This is a genomic window from Labilibaculum sp. K2S, from assembly GCF_030372765.1.
Lineage (GTDB): Bacteria > Bacteroidota > Bacteroidia > Bacteroidales > Marinifilaceae > Labilibaculum.
The window spans coordinates 57,719-77,339 of the sequence record NZ_JAUCMW010000001.1 but is presented as its reverse complement, the minus strand read 5'-3'; the positions used below and the strand labels follow the sequence as shown (position 1 = coordinate 77,339).

Here is a 19,621-nt window from a genome sequence, read left to right as displayed (position 1 = left end):
AGAAGATTATCAAATATATTAGTTTGTATTTTGTAAATCATTTCAGAAAAAATAGGTTTTTTTGTAGTTTTGATAATCCTTTCACAAAACCAGCATTTATAATATGAAGATAACCAGAACATACACGATTCTCACACTATTGGCACTACTATTTTTATTTTCTAAACAAATATACTCTCAGAGTATAATATTCCCTCAAAATTATTTTCGGTCACCCGTTGATTTTGACATAACATTATCAGGTAACTTTGCAGAACTCCGGAACAACCATTTTCATTCCGGTATCGATATTAGAACATTTACAACTGGTAAAAAAGTACATGCGGTTGCTGATGGTTTCGTGAGCAGAATCAAAATATCCTCAGGAGGTTATGGAAAAGCAATTTATATCGATCATCCAAATGGGTACACCTCTGTTTTCGCACATCTTGATCATTTCAACAAAGATATTGAAGAATTTGTCAAGTCTTACCAATATCAAAACAACACTTTCGAATTTGATTTGAATATCAGTAAAGATGAAATATTGGTTAAAAAAGGTACTGTAATTGCATTTTCAGGAAATACAGGTTCATCTGCCGGACCGCATTTGCATTTCGAAATAAGAGATACGAAATCTGAACATCCGCTTAATCCGTTACTTTTTGGTTTCAAAATAAAGGATACTACTCCTCCAAAAATATTCAATTTTTATGCCTATCCTCTCGATTCTGCAAGCAATGTAAATGGTTTTAACAGCAGACAAAGGTTTCCGGTTACTTTCTATAATAAAGCATTTCATTTAAAAAGCGATCCTAAACTGAAGTTATTAGGAAATATTGGTTTTGCTCTTGAAACAAATGACTATATGGATAATACATGGGGAAAGTGTGGCATTTTCGACATGAAAATGAAAATAAATGACACATTAATCTCAAGTTATTCTTTTGAAGAGTTCTCTTTTGACGAATCAACCTATATCAACAGTCACCTTGATTACGAATTAAATGTATCTCATAATAAACGTATTCATAAAACTTTTAAAGAGCCAAATAATCAACTTAGTATTTATTCGAAGATGAAAAACAATGGGATCTTTCTGTTTAAAAAGAACACTGATTACAAAATTGACTTTCTTGTTTCCGATGCAAATCTGAATAAAAGCAATCTTAGAATTTACGCAGCAGGAAACGAAATCGAAAAGATTTTTCCGAAAGGTGATTTTGATGTGCTAATGAACTATGATAGAGAAAACACTTTCAAAAAAGAAAACATAGAAGTGAAATTTCCTAAGAACAGTTTCTATTCAAACATTCCATTTACCTATTCCTTCGAACAGGATTCAAACTATCTTTCGGATATTCACTGCATCTGCAATGAAAACGTTCCTGTACACAACTATTACACAATCTCAATAAAACCAAAATCCATTCCTAAGGGAAAATCCGATAAGCTTCTTATAGCCCGAATAGATAAAAAAGGAGAAATAACAAACGAAGGGGGAATTTATTTCAATTCTTCAGTAAAAACGAAGTCTAGATATTTCGGAAAATTTGCCGTGAGCATAGACACAATTCCTCCTACAATTAAACCAATTACCAATTTTAGTCTTAAATCCCTAAACGGACAAAAATCAATCAGATTTGCCATAAAAGATGACCTTGCGGGGATAAAATCATACGAAGGATCAATTGATGGTAAGTGGGTGCTATTTGAATATGACGCTAAAAATGATCTTTTATTTTATGTTTTTGACAGTAAAAGATTAGCTCCAAATAAAAATCATCAATTACAAGTAAAGGTGACAGATCAAGTTCAAAACCAGAAAATATTTACAAGCAATTTTATCTGGTAATTCAATTTATATAATCTATAAAGCTTCCCCTTTATAACAAATACATTTCAGACACGATCAAAAGACCGATAAATCAGGACTTTTATCATTTTTATCTACTGTTTTTTTTCTATTTTTGTATCACCGAAAACGGTTTAATTCAGTATTGAATACATTTAAAATAGTTAAACATGAAAAAGATTTTTGTAGTTGCGGCTCTTCTAATGTTGGTGTCTGCTTTTTCAACTCCAAGTGCCAGAGCATGTACAAATTACCTGATAACCCGTGGAGCTTCCACCGATGGTTCTAATATGATTACCTATGCGGCAGATTCGCATGTATTATATGGAGAACTATATTTTCGTCCTGCTGCGGATTGGGCAGAAGGAACAATGATGGATGTTTACGAATGGGACACAGGAAAATTACTTGGTCAAATACCGCAAGTTCCGCATACATATTCTGTAGTTGGTAACATGAACGAATTTCAAGTAGCAGTTGGGGAAACCACTTACGGAGGACGTTCTGAACTAGGATCACAAGAAGGAGCTATAATTGATTACGGAAGTCTTATCTATCTAGCTCTTCAGAGATCAAAAAACGCGCGTGAAGCGATTAAAGTAATGACCGGGCTTGTTGACACCTATGGCTATTATAGTTCTGGTGAGTCATTTTCAATTTCTGATGCTAACGAAGTTTGGATTTTAGAGATGATTGGTAAAGGAAATGGCGAAAAAGGTGCTGTTTGGGTAGCTCGTATGATTCCTGACGGTTATGTTAGCGGTCACGCTAATCAAGCTAGAATTACAACTTTCCCATTAGAAGGTACAACGTCTATCTCTTCGGATAAAATCGATAAAATTTTTAATCCTGAAGTTCAAAATGTTTACGCAAAAGATGTTATCTCATTTGCAAAAGAAAAAGGATACTATCCTAAGGAAGGAAAAAATAAAGATTTTAGCTTTTCAGACACCTATGCTCCTGTTGATTTTGGCGGTGCCAGATTTTGTGAAATTAGAGTATGGTCTTTCTTTAATGATGTAAAAGAAGGAATGGACCAATATTTTGACTATTGCAAGGGTAAGATTGAACACGACGATAAAGGCTATGCTACCAACAGAATGCCTTTATGGATTAAACCGGATCACAAAATCAATGTACTTGAGGTAATGGATTTTATGAGAAATCACCTAGAAGGTACTGATTTAGATATGTCAAAAGATATGGGCGCAGGTCCTTACGGAAATCCATACAGATGGAGACCTTTAACCTGGAAGGTAGATGGTGTTACCTATTGTAATGAACGTGCTACTGCTACTCAACAAACTGGTTTCTCTTTTGTTGCTCAAAGCCGAAACTGGTTACCTGATGCCGTTGGTGGAATTAACTGGTTTGGTGTTGATGATGCATCTTCATCAGTTTATTTCCCTGTATATTGTGGAATTACAAGAGTCCCTGCAACATTTGCCGTTGGAAATGGAAAAATGATGGACTTCACAAGTAAATCTGCATTTTGGGTATTCAATCAGGTTAGTAATTTCGCCTATACCCGCTATAATGAAATACATCCTGAAATTGCAGTCAAACAAAAGGCTTTAGAGACGAAGTATCTTGCTTTCACCAATATTATTGATCTCGCTGCTGAAGGAATGTTTAAGAAAAATAAAGCAACAGCAGTTGAATTCTTAACAGATTTTTCTTGTAATCAAGGAAATAATCTTGTAGCAGAATGGAAAGATTTTTATGGCTACCTTTTTGCAAAATTTATGGATGGAAACATCAAAGAAAAAGACGGGAACAATCAAAACCCAAAAGTTAAACAACCTGGATATAGCGAAGAGTTTTACAAAACTATTGTGAAAACAACAGGTGACAAGCTTAAAGTTGTTGGTGATGCTCATTAATACCAACCTATAAATAATAAAAAGAGGCTGTTTCGTAGTTATTACAACAGCCTCTTTTTTTTTGTGCCTGAAAAATTATTTAAAACCTATAATAACCAGGCATATTTAATTAGTATCTAATCTTAGATATTCATCATGAAGCAAAAAGAAAAAATAACTTCATTAGAATGTTTTTATAATTTTTTTTATTAATTTCGCGTCGAATTCGTGCGTAATCTCTGACATGGTAACAGATGAATATGTTTACATTGCGCTCGTGAACTTTAACAAATTAAGACAATGGATTTAATTAAAATTGCAGAAGAAGCTTTCGCTACAGGTGTTCAAAATCCTGAATTCAAAGCAGGGGATACTATTAGTGTTTCTTACAAAATTAAAGAGGGAAACAAAGAAAGAATCCAGATTTTTAGAGGTGTTGTTATTCAGATTAAAGGTACTGGCACAACTAAAACTTTCACAATCAGAAAAATGTCTGGTAACGTAGGTGTTGAAAGAATTATTCCACTTTGTTCTCCATTCATCGATAAAATTGAAGTGAACAAAAGAGGTCGTGTCAGAAGAGCAAGAATTTTCTATCTACGTGCACTTACAGGTAAAAAAGCAAGAATCAAAGAAAGAAGATTCTAATTTACCTCTTTCCAAAAAATATAAAAGCTTTCCAAAATTGGAAAGCTTTTTTTTATGTCTGTTAATTTAAATGTATTTAATTTTTTCAGAGGTTAAGGATTATACAAATCCGGCATTTCACCATTGGTGATAATCTTTTCCCGATTACTTCCATCAGTATCCATGATCCAAATACTCTTTTGGCCTTCATTATCATTGGCGACATTCATAAAAACGATTTTACCTCCTGTTTCAGTATATCTGGACTGAAGATCATTTGTCCCTGCTGTTTTATCATCCCCTGACAAATCTGTAAATGTAGTGCCATCAGTAGTCACGCTATAAATTTTAGCATTTAATTGTCTGCCATTATCATATTCATTCAATGAATCCAAAGAAAAGATCACTTTCGTACCATCCGGTGAGAAGTGAGGGCTGGAAATCGTTCCTTCCAAATTCGGTACTAGTAAAAATAAATTCGTTCCATCAGGATCCATTAAATAAATTTCATTATCGTATGGCTTCTCTCCTTGCGTAAGAACAGCAATTTTTTCTTTTGATACATTATTGAAATGAGCACTCCAATCACATGATTTAAAATGACGATTCACAGGAGCATTGGCAATTTTAGTTTCTCCTGTCCCATTATAATTTATGGTGTAAAGATCGCCATAATGCCCATAAAGAATTTGATCTCCCTCCGGAGACCAAACAAAACCAGTCCCGCTATTGTGATAACCAGCCACGGCTTTATCATTAGTTACTTTTACAACATTCTCACCTTTGGTATCCATAGTATAAATATGGTATTCACCGGATTTATTAGAAGCATATGCGATTAATTCTTCATTTGGCGAAATTCGAGGCGAAACTTCGCTTCCCCCATCATTAGTTAGTCGAACCAGATGATTTTTTGCTAAATCCCACGAGTAAATATCTCTGGATTCCAGAGTATCTTTAACAAACAAATACCCATTCTTAGGAAAGTTTTCTGTTCTAAACTTCCAGTCACGGCCTTTAGTTTCCTGTCTTGCTCTATTGCTAACATCAACTTTCCAACGGTAATTCGTTTCAAATTTTAAGTTCTTAGCCACAAAAGTAGTATCCATAATACTTTCAGCAATAGTATCTCCTTTAAACTGACCATCCTCATAAAGAATAACATTAAAAAATAAGGTATCGCCTTTTTCCGTTTTCCCATTATTCCATACCAGCTTCACCTCTGTCTGCAGATTAGCAGTGGCATCCAAGGGCAAAGCATAAACAGGCTCAGCAGGAGCGGCTGTTTCCGGAGGAGCAATTCCCATAACCACCTGCATAACCAATTCTTTTCCTTCCTGAACCTTAACGGGTATGCTTACGGCAGTATAGCCTTCTTTTTTAGCATTGACAGTTACATCTCCAACTTTAACTTCATTCAGATTGAAATGCCCATCTGAGTTTGTTGTTACAGCTGTAGTCCCTGGATTGGTTGTAATACTAACTCCTTCCATCGGCAAACTTCCAGCCTCCTCGGAAGTTGTTACAGTACCACTCACCGAACCGAATAATTCCGGATCAACAGTACTTTCATTACAAGAAAAAATAATTAAAGGCAGACACAGTAAAATAAAATGCCTGAAGAGTAGGTAGAATTGTCGCATATATATTGTCAATTTTATTTTTTTAAATTAATAATTATCTCCTTGTAAAACAACCGAATCTTGAGCAACAATCAGATTATCCTGATAAATTAACAATTTAGCCATTAACTTATCACCTTTGCTAAGACTTATTCTTGATTCAGAAAGAGACGAAATGCTCTTATCTAAAACGGTAAAGATTCCTTTCTGGATGGTTTTGGTGTCTCCTGCACGCTCTTTTTTTGTCACCTCAAAAATATATCTTAATGTTAAAGAATTATGCCCAACATTTTGAACATTTGCCTTTAACAAGTAGCTATGAACCTCACTTTCCATTACAATCCAAGCTTTAACAGGCAATTGTCCCATAACCCCTACAATATTTAAAACAAGGCACATAACAATCGAAACAATGAGTCTTGCATGCATTCCTAATTAGCTTTGATATTGTAAATCTAAATTTATTTAATATTTAGCAACGAACCAATACAGAGTCCGTTAAATTACTATAATAACTTCAAAAAAAAGTACCTATTCCCTAAATTATCTTAAAAAAAAGGGATGCCCGTAGAAGGACATCCCATCAAATTAAACCTGCTCTGTATTCACAAACCACTTTTTATTATTACATTCATACCAGTTCCAACCTGATTTACGATCATTCCGTTATTTGCCAATCCTGAATCAATCTCTACTTGGTTGTCATTACCAGCCTGAGTAATTTCAAAGCTCTTATTATTCCCAATAACTTCTTGTTGCAATGAATTGTTATCACCATATTGATGAACGCTAATGGAAATGTTTTTCCCTTGAAGTAAGGATTCAACAAGGTTTCTATCACCTGATTGTAATATTTCCAAGAGATTAGAATCCCCTTTTTGTATTGCCTTAATCAAATTCTCCATTCCTACTTGCTGAATAATGGCCAACTGTTTCTGACTAAATTGATGAACCATCAATCCGTTTTCATTTCCTGATTGGATTGCCAAAACTTTGGTTTCAGCATTTATGGCATCAACAGCACCATAATTTAATTGGTTTAGAATCTGATCCTCAACATTATAATTTTGTCCTACTAGATTACCGAAGCTAAATACGAACAGAGCAAACCATAAATATTTTCGAATAATTACAGACATAAAAAGGTTTGTGAAAATTATTAGAGGAAAAAAATCCCGCTTCGGCGGGATTTTTTTTTAATTAAATATTTTGTAATTATGGAGTTACAAAGATAGTTCCTGCATTTCCTTGCTGAGTTACTGCGAAGTTATCATTACCATCCTGAATAACTAAACCAAAATGACTGTTACCAACCTGCTCAAGGAATGAAGTATTATCGTCACCAAACTGATAGGTTAAACCTGTATTATCATCACCAGTTTGAATAATTGTTGCACTATTTCTAGCTCCATCAATCTGACCTATTACTGCAACGTTACGATCACCTTCCTGAAGGATATCCGCTAAACTTTCTTCCTGATCAACCTGAAAAACCCATCCACGGTTATTATCACCTCTTTGCTCAACAGCAGCGTCAGAACCAGATCCGCCAAATTGTCCAACAAATGCGAAGTTATGCTCACCTTTTTGAAATACATCAGCACTATTCATTGTTCCGCCAATTTGATCAACGATCGCAGTGTTACCATGATCTTTCTGAACAACTTTTGCTGTATTCTTAGTACCCCACAATTGAGAAACATAAGCTGTTTGATGATCACCAAATTGCTTCACTGTAGCTTTGTCTTTACTACCGAATTTTTGAGTTACATCAGCAAAGTTTCTGTAACCATCCTGCAATACATTTACTTTACCTTTAGACTCACCAATCTGCTCAACAAATGCCCAGTTACGAGAACCAATTTGAGTTGTTTTAGCGTCATTATGATCTCCACCAATTTGAACAGTTCTTGCGCCATTGGCCCAGCCGTTTTGATTTATAGAAGCCTCATTATCAACTCCTCCTCCTTGGAAAGTTGAAGCTTGATTGAAATAACCATTCTGATGAATAGCAACATTATTAGAATAACCACCTAATTGTGTAGTAGCAGCTCTATTAAATGCTCTTAACTGAGTGATTGAAGCATTATTAAAACTTCCTCCGAACTGAGTTGTAGTTGCCAAGTTACGGAAACCCCACTGGTTAATATATGCATGGTTGTGATGTCCGCCTACTTGTAAAGTACTTGCCTGGTTAGCTCTTCCTACCTGAAGAATTTCTGCTGTTGACATGTAAGTGTACATTTGAGAAATAGAAGCAGAATTCAACATTCCAAATTGAGCTACCACAGCGGAACTTAGAGCACCCATTTGATAGACACTACTATTATTAAATGCACCCCACTGTAATACGTCTGCAGAATTACCAAAGCTACCTTGCTCTATTGAAGAATAGTTTCCTAATCCCATTTGCGTTGCAACTGCAGAGTTCAAAAATCCAGACTGCAAAACATTAGACATATTGAAAAGACCAGACTGGCTAACAGCTGCAGAATTCAACATTCCCATTTGCATAATTTCTGACATGTTACCAAGTCCCATTTGATCTACAACAGCAGAATTAAAAAAACCTACCTGATCAACGTAAGAAACATTAAAAGTACCATCCTGAGTTACATCAGCACTGTTTCCAACAAGAAACTGATCGATGCTTGAGTAATTAGCAAGCCCTGTTTGATCAACAGTTGCACCATTCCATAGTCCTAGTTGATTTACATCACTGCCATTAAACCAGCCAACCTGAGTTACGCCAGCAGTGTTCAGCCAACCTGTCTGGTTGACATTCGAATTGTTTACCTGTGCAAATGCAGAAGATACTGCAAAAACAACAGCTACAAATAAAAATAAAAATTTTTTCATGGTTGAATTTTTTAAAGGTTTAAAGTGAATTAATTTTAAAAATCAATTTTAAAGGTTTAAGAGCTCTGACTGATCTAATAATGCACTTATAGCATCCTTCGATCTTTTTATCTAAATTAAGCAAAAGCCTTTCCAATCACTCGTGTTTTTACACAAACGTCACTGATTCAGTGATTAAACCAAGTCTCTTTTATGCTAATCTTTATTCATTCTAAAAAAGAATAAGAAAACTTAAACAAAAGTTTAAGGAGTCTTAAATACAGGAAATTAAAAAACCGTCAAAATCGAATAAAAATCCAATTTTGACGGTCTTAAATACTATAAATCAATCAAATATTCTGACTACTAATTAGAAACCATTATACTGACTAACAGTGGCTGAATTTCCATTTCCATATTGAGAAATAAATGAAGAGTGACCATTACCATTTTGGTAAACACTTACGGAGTTGTTACTTCCCACTTGTTCTGTGTAAGATACATTTTCAAAACCAACCTGAGTTGTTAATGCTACATTATTTTCTCCATACGCCTGAATAGAAACAGCTTCGTTGTCATCACCATATTGCTGAATTAAAGCATAACTATTATCCACTTCATATTGACCAATTCCTGCTGCGTTACCATTACCAACCTGAATGATACGTGCAAAAGTATTACCTGTTGCAAACTGTTCAATATATGCATAGTTTTCGTTACCCACTTGTGCAACACTTGCATAACTACCAGAATTTTCTACCTGCAGAATTTCAGCCTCATTAAATTTACCATCTTGTCCAATATATGCATTATTAAATGAACCGTTAATCTGAGATATTACTGCATCATTTCCTTTTCCATACTGCTCTACATACGCGGTATTAGACCAACCATTCAATTGGTATACAGAAGCTTCATTCTTCCTGCCACTTTGTGTAACTACAGCGGTATTAAATAAACCTCCATCTTGAAGAATTTCTGCACTATTCCTTCCTCCTTGCTGAGAAATTACACCTTTATTAAATGCTCCGTCAAGTTGTGTAACAGTTGCTGCATTTTTACGTCCTACTTGATTAATGGCTGCAGAGTTAAAAGCACCACCATCCTGCTCAGTTACTGCAACATTATTTTTTCCAAGTTGCTTAACGATAGATTTATTAAAAGATCCTCCATTCTGAAAAGCATATGCTTCATTGGACTTGCCTTCCTGATTCACATCAATTTTATTTAAAATCCCACCTACTTGTTTTGTCCAGGCAAGGTTATTTTTACCTTTTTGCATAACAACTGAACTATTTCCTGCTCCAAAAAACTGATCAACATATGCGTCATTCTTAGATCCAACCTGAGAAATTTCAGCATTATTGTTACGTCCCATGAATTGATTAACAAGACCATTGTTAGCAAATCCCCGTTGAACCACAAGTGCTGAATTTTTAGTTGTAAATGTTTGATAAATATTCGCATTGTTCAAAACACCCCATTGACTTATGGTTGCCTTATCATATTGACCACCTGTTTGCAATACATTAGCCGAATTTAAAAATCCAAACTGGAATACATCAGCAGTTTCATGATAACTTAAAAATTGACTGATAACAGACATGTTGAAAAATCCGAATTGATCTACATCTGCCTTATTGTAACTTCCCCAAAGTTGAGAAACATAAGATGCATTAAATCCCAATTGATTAACCTCTGCAAGGTTGTAATTCCCAACTTGTAAAGCTTTTGAGAAATTAGTCATGGTCTGAGTAGCATAATACTCATTTCCTTCACCATACTGATCTAAAAATGACATATTTAGAAACCCATACTGCTTAACTTCAGCAATATTAGCTTCCCCATTTTGGTAAATGTCATTAATATTTAGAACCCCTACTTGCTCTACTGTGGATAAATTGTCATTCCCAACTTGGTTCACGTCGGAGTGGTTAACTTGGGCAAATGAAACTACCCCAGTACATAGTACTACTAAAAAGATGAATAAAATCTTTTTCATGGTTTATAAATTTTTAAGGTTTAAAGTGAATAGATCAGGTCTCCCTGATTTAAAAGTTTTACTAATTTGGTTGTTGGTTGATTTTTACTTGATAATTTATGTTTTATCGTTTTAAATTCTATTTAAATGTAAAGAGATCTATTGAATATATATTATTAGATTACATCAAACATCAAATTAATATGATGAATATGATGAAGAAATTGATGAAGACAAACTAAAGTTTTAAATTCAACATAAATAGTTAATTAAAATTAAACAAAAACACACAAGTATCTATATTACAATATTTTACATTCAACAAGTCACGAACTCCACAAATTAAAAAAAGGCCGGATAAATATCCGGCCCTGTTAATAACTTGTTACTATTTTATTCAGCAGAAATAAACTGACTCACTGCTTTTTCTGTATTTTTTCTTTTCTATTTTTCTTCTTCTTATTTCTATCCCAAATCTTATCAAAATAGAAGTTTAAGCCGATTTTCCCTTCCCAAAAATAATCATTAAAATTTCCTTGTTTTAATCCATCTATATTATCATTAAATATGTAATGATTCAACACAGAGAAATTCAAACCAATATGATCATTAAATAAAAATTCTACACCAACTCCATATAATGCCTGAGTATATATAGAATTTGAAAGATCTACAGTATAGATAGATTTTTCATGTTCTGAAAAAACACCTAAGCCACCTTCAATATAAGGAGTCCAATCTTTATAAGGCAATAAACGATATTTAGCCGTTATATCCAGAGAATTATAAGTTCTTTGAAAATAATTTGTGGTTGCAAGATCTCCCCGGCTAAAATTAAGTCCAAACTGCAATGCTTTTTGAGTATCGTACAATAAAGACACTCCAGCCATGGCTTCCATCTCCGTATGCTTATAATCTCCCATATACAACCATGATCCACCATTAAAACCTAAACCAAATTTACGACGGCGTGGAGTAATTAACTGATCAAAGAAATCAGCTCCCTGATTATCCTCTTTTCCTTCAACATATTTTGTTATTACATCTGAATTAACATCTTCTGGATTCTTCAAATCCCAAAGTCCTTCGATAACACCTTCGATAATCAATGACTCAACGGCTTTCTCTATAGCTTCTTTCACAGCCATTTCAGATGGTTCATTATAGGTGAAACCAACCTCAGCTTCAAGCAGACGTTTAAACTTCACATACCGAAAGATACTAGCGTCCAATTTTTGAGAAAGAATCATTTTTGAAGTGTACACAGTCTTTAGAATTCGACCATTACTTGTTGAAATAGCACGAAGATAAACAGTTACCCTGTCTTGCCGATACTGACCAGATGCACCAGCACCAAAATACTTTAATCCAGCACCGCCAGTCAAAACATTAGCATCGTAACTAATAACGCCACCTTCCAGTACCAAACCAGCAAACAAAAGTGGCGGCAATAATTGAGAACTTTCATTTTGACCGGCATAATTTGCACGACTTGACCGTATAATTTTTCGCTCATTCAGTAGATTAGATAAGCCTTCTCTTTCAATAGGAATAAACCAACCCGATTCTTCAATTGCTTTTAAAAGTATTGATGTGGTTCCCTGAGTAACAGCGGTCGACCAATTGGCTCCATTATCAGAAGGCTTATATTGTCCGGTCTGATCACGAAATTTATATACTGCAGCAACAATCTTTTCTTTTGGCTCGGGTAAGTTAACCAAACTTTTCCTTGCCGGTGTTTCCGCTCCAATTTCTGCTCTTTGCTCACTTAAAGGCTGATTAAAATATGGAACACATCCATTAATGAGAGGTAGTAAAATTAAAATACTATAGTAGTAGCGTATACATTTAAACATATATAGGGAATTAGCGAGTAACTATTTATTAATAACTGGGAATAACAATATTCGTAAAATTTCCGTTTGTAATATCACTGACATTCACAGTAACACCACTGGCATCTTCGGAAATATCAACCTTGTAATTCCCTAGATTATACGAACCGGTTTCAAGCTGATTATTATCTCCAAAAATAGAGTTAACCAATTTACTTGATAGTTGATTCAAAATTTGTCGGTTCAGGTTATCTTGAAAATCATTCAACGGATCTTTATTTAATGCACTATCCGCATTTGGATCTTCAATTCTATTTTGCTGAGTCGCAGAATTCAATAACCAATTGTAATTGTACTGATCACCCCCAAAAGATGAATTTATTGGTTTATACACAAAATCCTGAGCCATAGATTCGGTTGGCAATAACAAACTCAGAAAAGACAAGACAAATACAATTTTTATAATATTCATGGTTCACAGTTTAAAGTTCAAAACATTCCCGTTCCCTGTTGATCTTCATCTTCAAGCTGGGCATTCATTTTTTCATAATTATTTAAATATTGCACCGCCATTTGGTTTGCGTATTGGGACATTTGTTCCAACACTTCATAGCGTGGCTGCACTCTTTGTTTAAATACTTCATTATCATTTACCAAAACAATAATCTGAGTTGCTAAGCCCGGTAAAACCATTTCTTTAATAGTAATGGTGAAATTTTTTGCTTTTTGAGGCGCAACCCAGACGGAAAAAAACATATCATAGAAATCACGTCCTACTTTGGTCATTGTTTCATCCATAACCAAACCATCAACTTCCATCTCGGAACCTACATTTTCGTAAGCCGTATTCTTTTCAACAATATCATCAAGTGTTTGTTGAAGAATCTTTAATGTTTTTATTGAGTCACTCACATCTTCTGTTTCCTGTCCCTTCATTTCCGGGAGTGAAACAAAAAACATAAAAAAAAAGATTAATAGTAAAACCCTATAAAAATATCTCATTTGAATTTCAATAAAATCAATGATTATCACAACATAAATATATCATTTCTAAATTTAATATCATAGCAATACCAAATTCAATAGACTTCTCTTAAGGAATCTTAACTTTTGTTAACCAGTTAATAATAATTAAACTTCAACGCTCTAATATTCAACCTATTAATTTTAAAATTTCGGACATCGAATTGCACGTATCCTTCTTTTCTTTCTTAAAAAATGAGTCCCCGAACAAGAAGATTTTGCCTTTCCCAATAAATAGCTAAGCGATATCTCGTGAGCTCCTGAATTTGTTTTCACCAAATTAGACACCACATAATCATAGGAATAGCCAATTCTAAGTTTATCAGTTTGGTAACCAATCAAAATAATGAATGCATCAAAATCGAAGGAAAGATTATGACGAAACCAAGCACCAACAACCCAGCTATTTCTGGATAAATACATTCCATAATTTATTTGTTCGAAATCCAATTGTCGTTGATACAATATATTTGGGGAAATAGTAAAATTACTCTTCACTAATCCACGGGAATAACCCATGGGAATATTTGCCCCTGCATGTACAGTATATTTGCGCGGTAAAACTGCTGTATTCTGTTCTGAATTAAATGCCTCGTTGGGTTCTGAGAGATGATCAATTACACCTCCAAAATAAAGACTCTTATAATTTACGATGATCCCCATCGAAAAATCCCAATACGATTTACTCAAACTGTTTGGCTGAACTTCTCTGGAAGGATAAATTACTCCGTATAACGGATCTATCATATCAGAAAAAACAAATGAATCCCAATCCAATTTCCGCTGAATATACCCAGCCTTGAATCCAACATTCATTGATAAATTTCGATTTATATCCAATGAGTATGAATACATTCCTGAAGCTGTTGTTGTTTTAATTGCTCCTTGTCCCTGATTATCCTGAAGAATCAATATCCCAAGTCCGCCTTTCATTAAATCAACAAATTGATCATAGGAAGCACTATATGTGACAAAAGGACGATTATTCTGCGGCCATTGATTCCGATATGACAATCCTAAAATTGGAACATACTCTGATCCGGCAAACGCAGGATTAAGATAAAGTCTATTTGCGTAAAATTGAGAGAACTCAACGTCCTGAGCCTTGACCAGTGAAGTCCAAAGTAAACAACAGATGATATAAATAAATCTCCATTTTACCATTTTATCGAATTAAAGAAACATTACCATCCTGACGAGCTTTCCCATTAACAATCAGGATCCAAACATATACTCCCACATTTGCTTTCTTTCCTTTATAGGTACCATCCCAGCCCTGACCCAAATCAGTAAATGTGTAGATTAGTTCACCCCAACGGTTGTATATAAACATCTCTATATCTTCACCTGCAACATCACCTGTGATTGATGGTCCAAAAGTATCATTAACACCATTTCCGTCAGGGGTAAAAGCATTTGGAACAAATATCCGATACCTATCGACATAAACCATAATAGAATCCATCCCAATACAACCGTTCATATCCGTATATTCCAGAAAATATTTTCCTTCTTCAGTAACTGTATAGGTTGAAGTTGCAACACCGTCCTGCCAGAGGTAGTTGCCAGGCAGGAACCGAATATCTATTGAGGGAGATAATATTTTTGATTCGGTGTAAAATATTGTCGTATCCATCCCTAAATCAAAAAATGGCTTGTCATGAACGGTAAAATCAATCACCGAGGCATTAGCACATCCATTTTCTATTTTAGCGAAATAACTTTCACCGGAACGAATTGTAGTTTTAAGCGGATTTAAAACAGGAATGAGTAAATCAACATCTTCATACCAACTCACTGTAACAGATGCACCGGATGTTACCTGATTATTAAGCGCAGTCAGATCGTAATCAACAGCCTCTCCTGTTCCCTGAACACCCTCACACAATTCTATACTTATATCATTTGCTTCCGGCAATGGGTCGACTAAGAAATTTAATCGTCCGGTATTTTCACAAGAACTCACATTAGTGGCAAGGGCATAATATGAACTTTGATTAAAGACTGTTACACCCGGAGGATTCGAGACAGGAATATTCAATTGGTCATCTTCGAACCATTGCACATTTGCAACAGGATCGTTACTCACCTGCAAATTATAATCGGTAAGGTTTATTCCAGACAATGAGGAAGACCCGAAACTATCTTCACAAACCACCTCGTTTACAGTTGTGGTTTGCGGTAAAGATAAAATATCAAATGATAGTTCTGCAAAATTCTCGCAGACACCATTCCAAACTCTGGCGTAATATACATCTCCATCTGAAACCAGAACATTTTGAGTATTTAAAACAGGATTAGAATAAGTTGCTTCAGAATACCAAATAATTGTACTTGTTACTGATGAAGTAAGATTAGATCCATAATTATTCAAATTTTCACCCCTCACCTGCCCGGAATTGAAAACATCTTCACATAAGGAGACTTGATAGTTTTGAGCATCGGGCAATGCATTAATTGTAAAGTCAATTCTTCCTACATTACTCTCCACGCCAAAACTTACACGAACAAAAAAACTATCTCCGTTAGAAATGGCTGTGTTCATAGGATTTGGAACCGGCAAACTCAAGGCTATATCAAAAAACCATTCTTTAACCGTTCCCGGATCATTGTTTACTGCCGACTCTAATTTAGAAAGATCGTAGGATGTCAATGAACCACTTCCCGTTATATCTTCACATAATTCTACCTGCAAATCATTTGCTTCGGGCAAATTTCGAACGGTAAATGTTAAAACTGCAGAGTTTTGACAACTACTATCATCCACCAAGGCATAATAATTGTCTCCTGCCATAACACTTACATTATTGGGAGTTAGCACGGGAATTGTTTGCAAAGCATCTTCATACCACAATATTGAATTGCTTGAAATAATTGAATTATAAGCCAATAAATTTATCCCTGTGGCCAGACCTGTTCCAAAAGTATCTTCCCAAACCTCAACAGTTTGATTGACAGCAACGGGTAGAGAATTAACTGTATAAGTAACTGCAGCAACATTCGTATTAAATGCATCACTTACTAATGCAAAAAAACGATCTCCATTTGCAGCAATTACATTTGCAGGATCTAGAATTGCGTTCGTCGGTAATCCATTGGGTTCTGTTGGCCAATCACTGTACCATGCAAAAGCATCTCCATTCCCCTCATTAATCTGATTTTCAAGCAAACTTAAATCAACCAAGGTATTGCCTGTTCCAGAAACATCTTCACAAACAACAGGAAAAACATTTCTGGCAATCGGTGTGTTTACCACTGAAAAATAAACAGTTGCATCATTCGAACAAACTCCGTTTGATACAAGGACATAAAAAACATCACCATCCGCAACATCTTGGTTTGTTGGATCAGGAACCAAATTTGTAAGACCGGCATCTAAATACCAATCAATTGAGTTTGATTGCCCTCCAAGTATCATATTATTGTAAAAACTTAAATCTACACCAAGAGAAATCATAGATCCGGGCACATCTTCAAATTCAACAGCACTTTGGTTATTCGCAATTGGTGAGGAAAGAACTGTATAGGTAACTGTGGCCGTATTCGACTCGCCGGCACTTTGAACAAGAACATAAAACACCTGCCCATTGGTTACACTTACATTTGAAGGGTTTACCACAGGAGTTAACAATGCAGCATCGGTAAACCAACTTACACTACTGGTTGTTCCCCCATTAATGGCACCATTAAGCAACAACAAATCAATATTAGATGCTGTTCCACTTCCCAACAGATCCTCGCACACATCTATAGCCAAATCATTTGCAATTGGCGATGATCGCACTGTGAACCGGATACTTCCGCTATTCAAACAGGATCCATTATCAATATAAGCGTAAAAAACATCCTGATCATTCACAATAAGATTAGTTGGATTTACGATTGGATTTGTTAAACTTGCATCAAAATACCATACGATATTATTTGCTCCGGCAACCTGTATATTATAGGATGTTAAATCAATGCCAGAAGCTGTTCCCGAACCAAAACTATCTTCCCAAATTTGAGATGAGACATCATTCCCCTCAGGAAGTGTATCGATAGTGTAAGTAACAGTGGCAATACTTGTCTCGGTACCTGTTGATACCTGAGCATAAAACACTTCACCATTGGTAACAATCCTATTGTTAGAATTTATTACCGGCTGTGTTAAAGCAAGGTCATGAAACCATGTTACAGTGAAACCATTATTATTTGTGATTGCTGCTTCGAGCAATGTTAAGTCGATATTGGAAACAATACCCGTATTATAATTATCCTCACAAAGAGTAATATTTTGATCCAAAGCTTTCGGTAAGGAGTTTACCGTATAAGTTACCACAGCAACATTGCTGCAAAAACCATCATTCACCTCAACCCAGAATTGTTGTCCGTTGCTAACAGTTACATTGGTGGCATCAGGCACAACCGATGTTAGGGTAGCATCAGAATACCAGATGAAAGTTGCTCCAGCCAAACTACTTACAGCACCTTCCAAAATAGTCAAATCTACACCTGTTGCAATTCCCGTACCTTGAACATCCTCCCAAACAGATTGCGATTGATCATTAACTGTTGGCAAAGAGCGTATTGATACAGCTTGAGTCACATTATCTGTTCCTCCTGAAATCAGGTTAACTTCTAAATTAACATTGTAGGTGTTTGCTGTTCCGTAAATATGATTTACTGTGAAAGGACTGGTATTAGAAGTTAATACAGTTCCATCTCCAAAATTCCAGGTTGCACTTGAAATATTTGCCAGATCGGAACTGATTGTAAACTCAGTATTGTCTCCCATACAGTCAAACTGATAGGCAAACTCAAGAGTGAAAATGCTAGTCACAAAATTTGGCAAACCTAACCGACATCTTCTTCCTGATAAATTTTTCGAATCAGCAACAAAATTTGCTCCAGCTCCAACTACATCCGGATTATTAATAACATCCAAATTAAGACTTCCGGTTGTGCCGTCAGTATTCGTTTTGGCCATGTAAATTCTATTATCCGGAGCCAACTGCAATGCACCGTACAGCCACGATCCGTTTCCGATGATTTGAGCAGACCCATTTATTGTGGCCTGATCATTAGATGAAATATTAAACTGATACAAATTACCACCTAAAAATGAACTTAAATATAAAAATTCACCCGAAGGAGAAAATTCAATACCATAAGGAGTGCTGTAATTATTCAGTTGAATTGGATTTGAAACAACTCCTGAAGCAGTATTAAAATCGAACAACTCAGCCCGATCCTGAGTATAAATAGCAACAGCCAATTTCGATCCGTCCGAGGAAGTTTTCATATAGCCAATAGCAGATTTCCGATCACTATTATGTCGTACTCCAACTGTACTAATTACAGGAGTTGAAATACCTGTAGCTGTAAATTGATAAGCATAAAAATCCCGACTGTCCCATGGATGCATAAGAACCCAAAAATCAGTACCATTAGCATGTTTCACCGCGGTTACTTTTTCGCAAACTTCACTTCCATACAATACCGTATTTTTAACGGTTACAGCCCCAAGTCCACCATTTTGCGATAAATCAACAATCGAGTAATTTAAACCATTTCGAAGAGCATTTTGATGAGCATCAACAGTAAATATATAGTAGAGTATCGCACTTCCTGGTTGCTGTACAATTATTGAAGATTGGGTTGCTGAAGAATTGCCATCCAAACCTGTTCCATTAGTCATTACTGCATGGGTTTTATTATACACAGTAACTCCATCCGTATAAAATAACAGGTCTCCTTGCACTGTACAAACAGTTGAACAACCTTCCTCTGTATTTAGACTGCCATTAGTTAACGCAACGGAAGGGGTTACATTAAAATCCAAACCTGCATTTTCACCAAAATACCATATCCCAGCCTGTCCCTGACTAAATGCTAAATTTGAAGACAAAAAGAGATAAAAAAGTACTATTTGAAATACAGATTTCATACTTGACAGATATTAAAAAAAGGAAAAAAAACAAGTTGTTTAAGATTACTTAAGTATTGATTTTCTTACA

Annotated in this window: 13 protein-coding genes; 3 read left to right on the top strand and 10 right to left on the bottom strand. The window is 35.2% G+C overall.

All coding sequences use genetic code 11. From position 1 onward, the window contains the following. Window positions 1-103: 103 nt before the first annotated feature. From QUH73_RS00325 to rplS, 3 genes are all read left to right on the top strand, one after another. Window positions 104-1,834 carry a M23 family metallopeptidase gene (locus QUH73_RS00325; RefSeq protein ID WP_289528450.1) on the top strand — a complete coding sequence of 577 codons (1,731 nt, stop codon included), beginning with the start codon at window positions 104-106 and terminating at the stop codon, window positions 1,832-1,834. 170 nt (window positions 1,835-2,004) lie between these two features. After that, the gene (locus QUH73_RS00320; protein WP_289528449.1) at window positions 2,005-3,717 is read left to right on the top strand and encodes a dipeptidase; all 1,713 of its coding nucleotides are present in this window, start codon (window positions 2,005-2,007) and stop codon (window positions 3,715-3,717) included. A gap of 279 nt (window positions 3,718-3,996) precedes the next feature. Then, window positions 3,997-4,344, top strand: coding sequence for a 50S ribosomal protein L19 (rplS, locus tag QUH73_RS00315; protein WP_289528448.1), 348 nt, complete (start codon window positions 3,997-3,999; stop codon window positions 4,342-4,344). A gap of 92 nt (window positions 4,345-4,436) precedes the next feature. Here rplS and QUH73_RS00310 read toward each other — a convergent pair whose 3' ends face one another. The 10 genes from QUH73_RS00310 to QUH73_RS00265 form a co-directional block, all read right to left on the bottom strand. Beyond that, window positions 4,437-5,966: a carboxypeptidase regulatory-like domain-containing protein gene (locus QUH73_RS00310; protein WP_289528447.1), complete on the bottom strand. Its 1,530-nt coding sequence runs from the start codon at window positions 5,964-5,966 to the stop codon at window positions 4,437-4,439. 27 nt (window positions 5,967-5,993) lie between these two features. Beyond that, window positions 5,994-6,374 (bottom strand): hypothetical protein, encoded by a 381-nt coding sequence (locus tag QUH73_RS00305; protein WP_289528446.1) that lies wholly within the window; start codon window positions 6,372-6,374, stop codon window positions 5,994-5,996. 176 nt (window positions 6,375-6,550) lie between these two features. Then, window positions 6,551-7,084: a hypothetical protein gene (locus QUH73_RS00300; RefSeq protein WP_289528445.1), complete on the bottom strand. Its 534-nt coding sequence runs from the start codon at window positions 7,082-7,084 to the stop codon at window positions 6,551-6,553. 76 nt (window positions 7,085-7,160) lie between these two features. Then, window positions 7,161-8,804 (bottom strand): hypothetical protein, encoded by a 1,644-nt coding sequence (locus QUH73_RS00295; RefSeq protein ID WP_289528444.1) that lies wholly within the window; start codon window positions 8,802-8,804, stop codon window positions 7,161-7,163. Window positions 8,805-9,153: 349 nt separating this feature from the next. After that, window positions 9,154-10,785 carry a hypothetical protein gene (locus QUH73_RS00290; RefSeq protein WP_289528443.1) on the bottom strand — a complete coding sequence of 544 codons (1,632 nt, stop codon included), beginning with the start codon at window positions 10,783-10,785 and terminating at the stop codon, window positions 9,154-9,156. Between the two features lie 395 nt (window positions 10,786-11,180). Then, on the bottom strand, window positions 11,181-12,620 hold the full coding sequence (locus tag QUH73_RS00285) for a CsgG/HfaB family protein (protein ID WP_289528441.1): 1,440 nt from the start codon (window positions 12,618-12,620) through the stop codon (window positions 11,181-11,183). 28 nt (window positions 12,621-12,648) lie between these two features. Continuing rightward, entirely contained in the window at window positions 12,649-13,071 is a 423-nt protein-coding gene (locus QUH73_RS00280) for a curli production assembly/transport component CsgF (RefSeq protein ID WP_289528439.1), read from the bottom strand. Between the two features lie 17 nt (window positions 13,072-13,088). Next, window positions 13,089-13,601 carry a CsgE family curli-type amyloid fiber assembly protein gene (locus tag QUH73_RS00275; RefSeq protein WP_289528438.1) on the bottom strand — a complete coding sequence of 171 codons (513 nt, stop codon included), beginning with the start codon at window positions 13,599-13,601 and terminating at the stop codon, window positions 13,089-13,091. A 165-nt stretch (window positions 13,602-13,766) separates the two neighbouring features. Then, on the bottom strand, window positions 13,767-14,786 hold the full coding sequence (locus QUH73_RS00270; RefSeq protein ID WP_289528437.1) for a PorP/SprF family type IX secretion system membrane protein: 1,020 nt from the start codon (window positions 14,784-14,786) through the stop codon (window positions 13,767-13,769). A gap of 1 nt (window position 14,787) precedes the next feature. Further along, window positions 14,788-19,551, bottom strand: a complete 4,764-nt coding sequence (locus tag QUH73_RS00265) for a gliding motility-associated C-terminal domain-containing protein (protein ID WP_289528436.1) — start codon at window positions 19,549-19,551, stop codon at window positions 14,788-14,790. Window positions 19,552-19,621 lie beyond the last annotated feature (70 nt).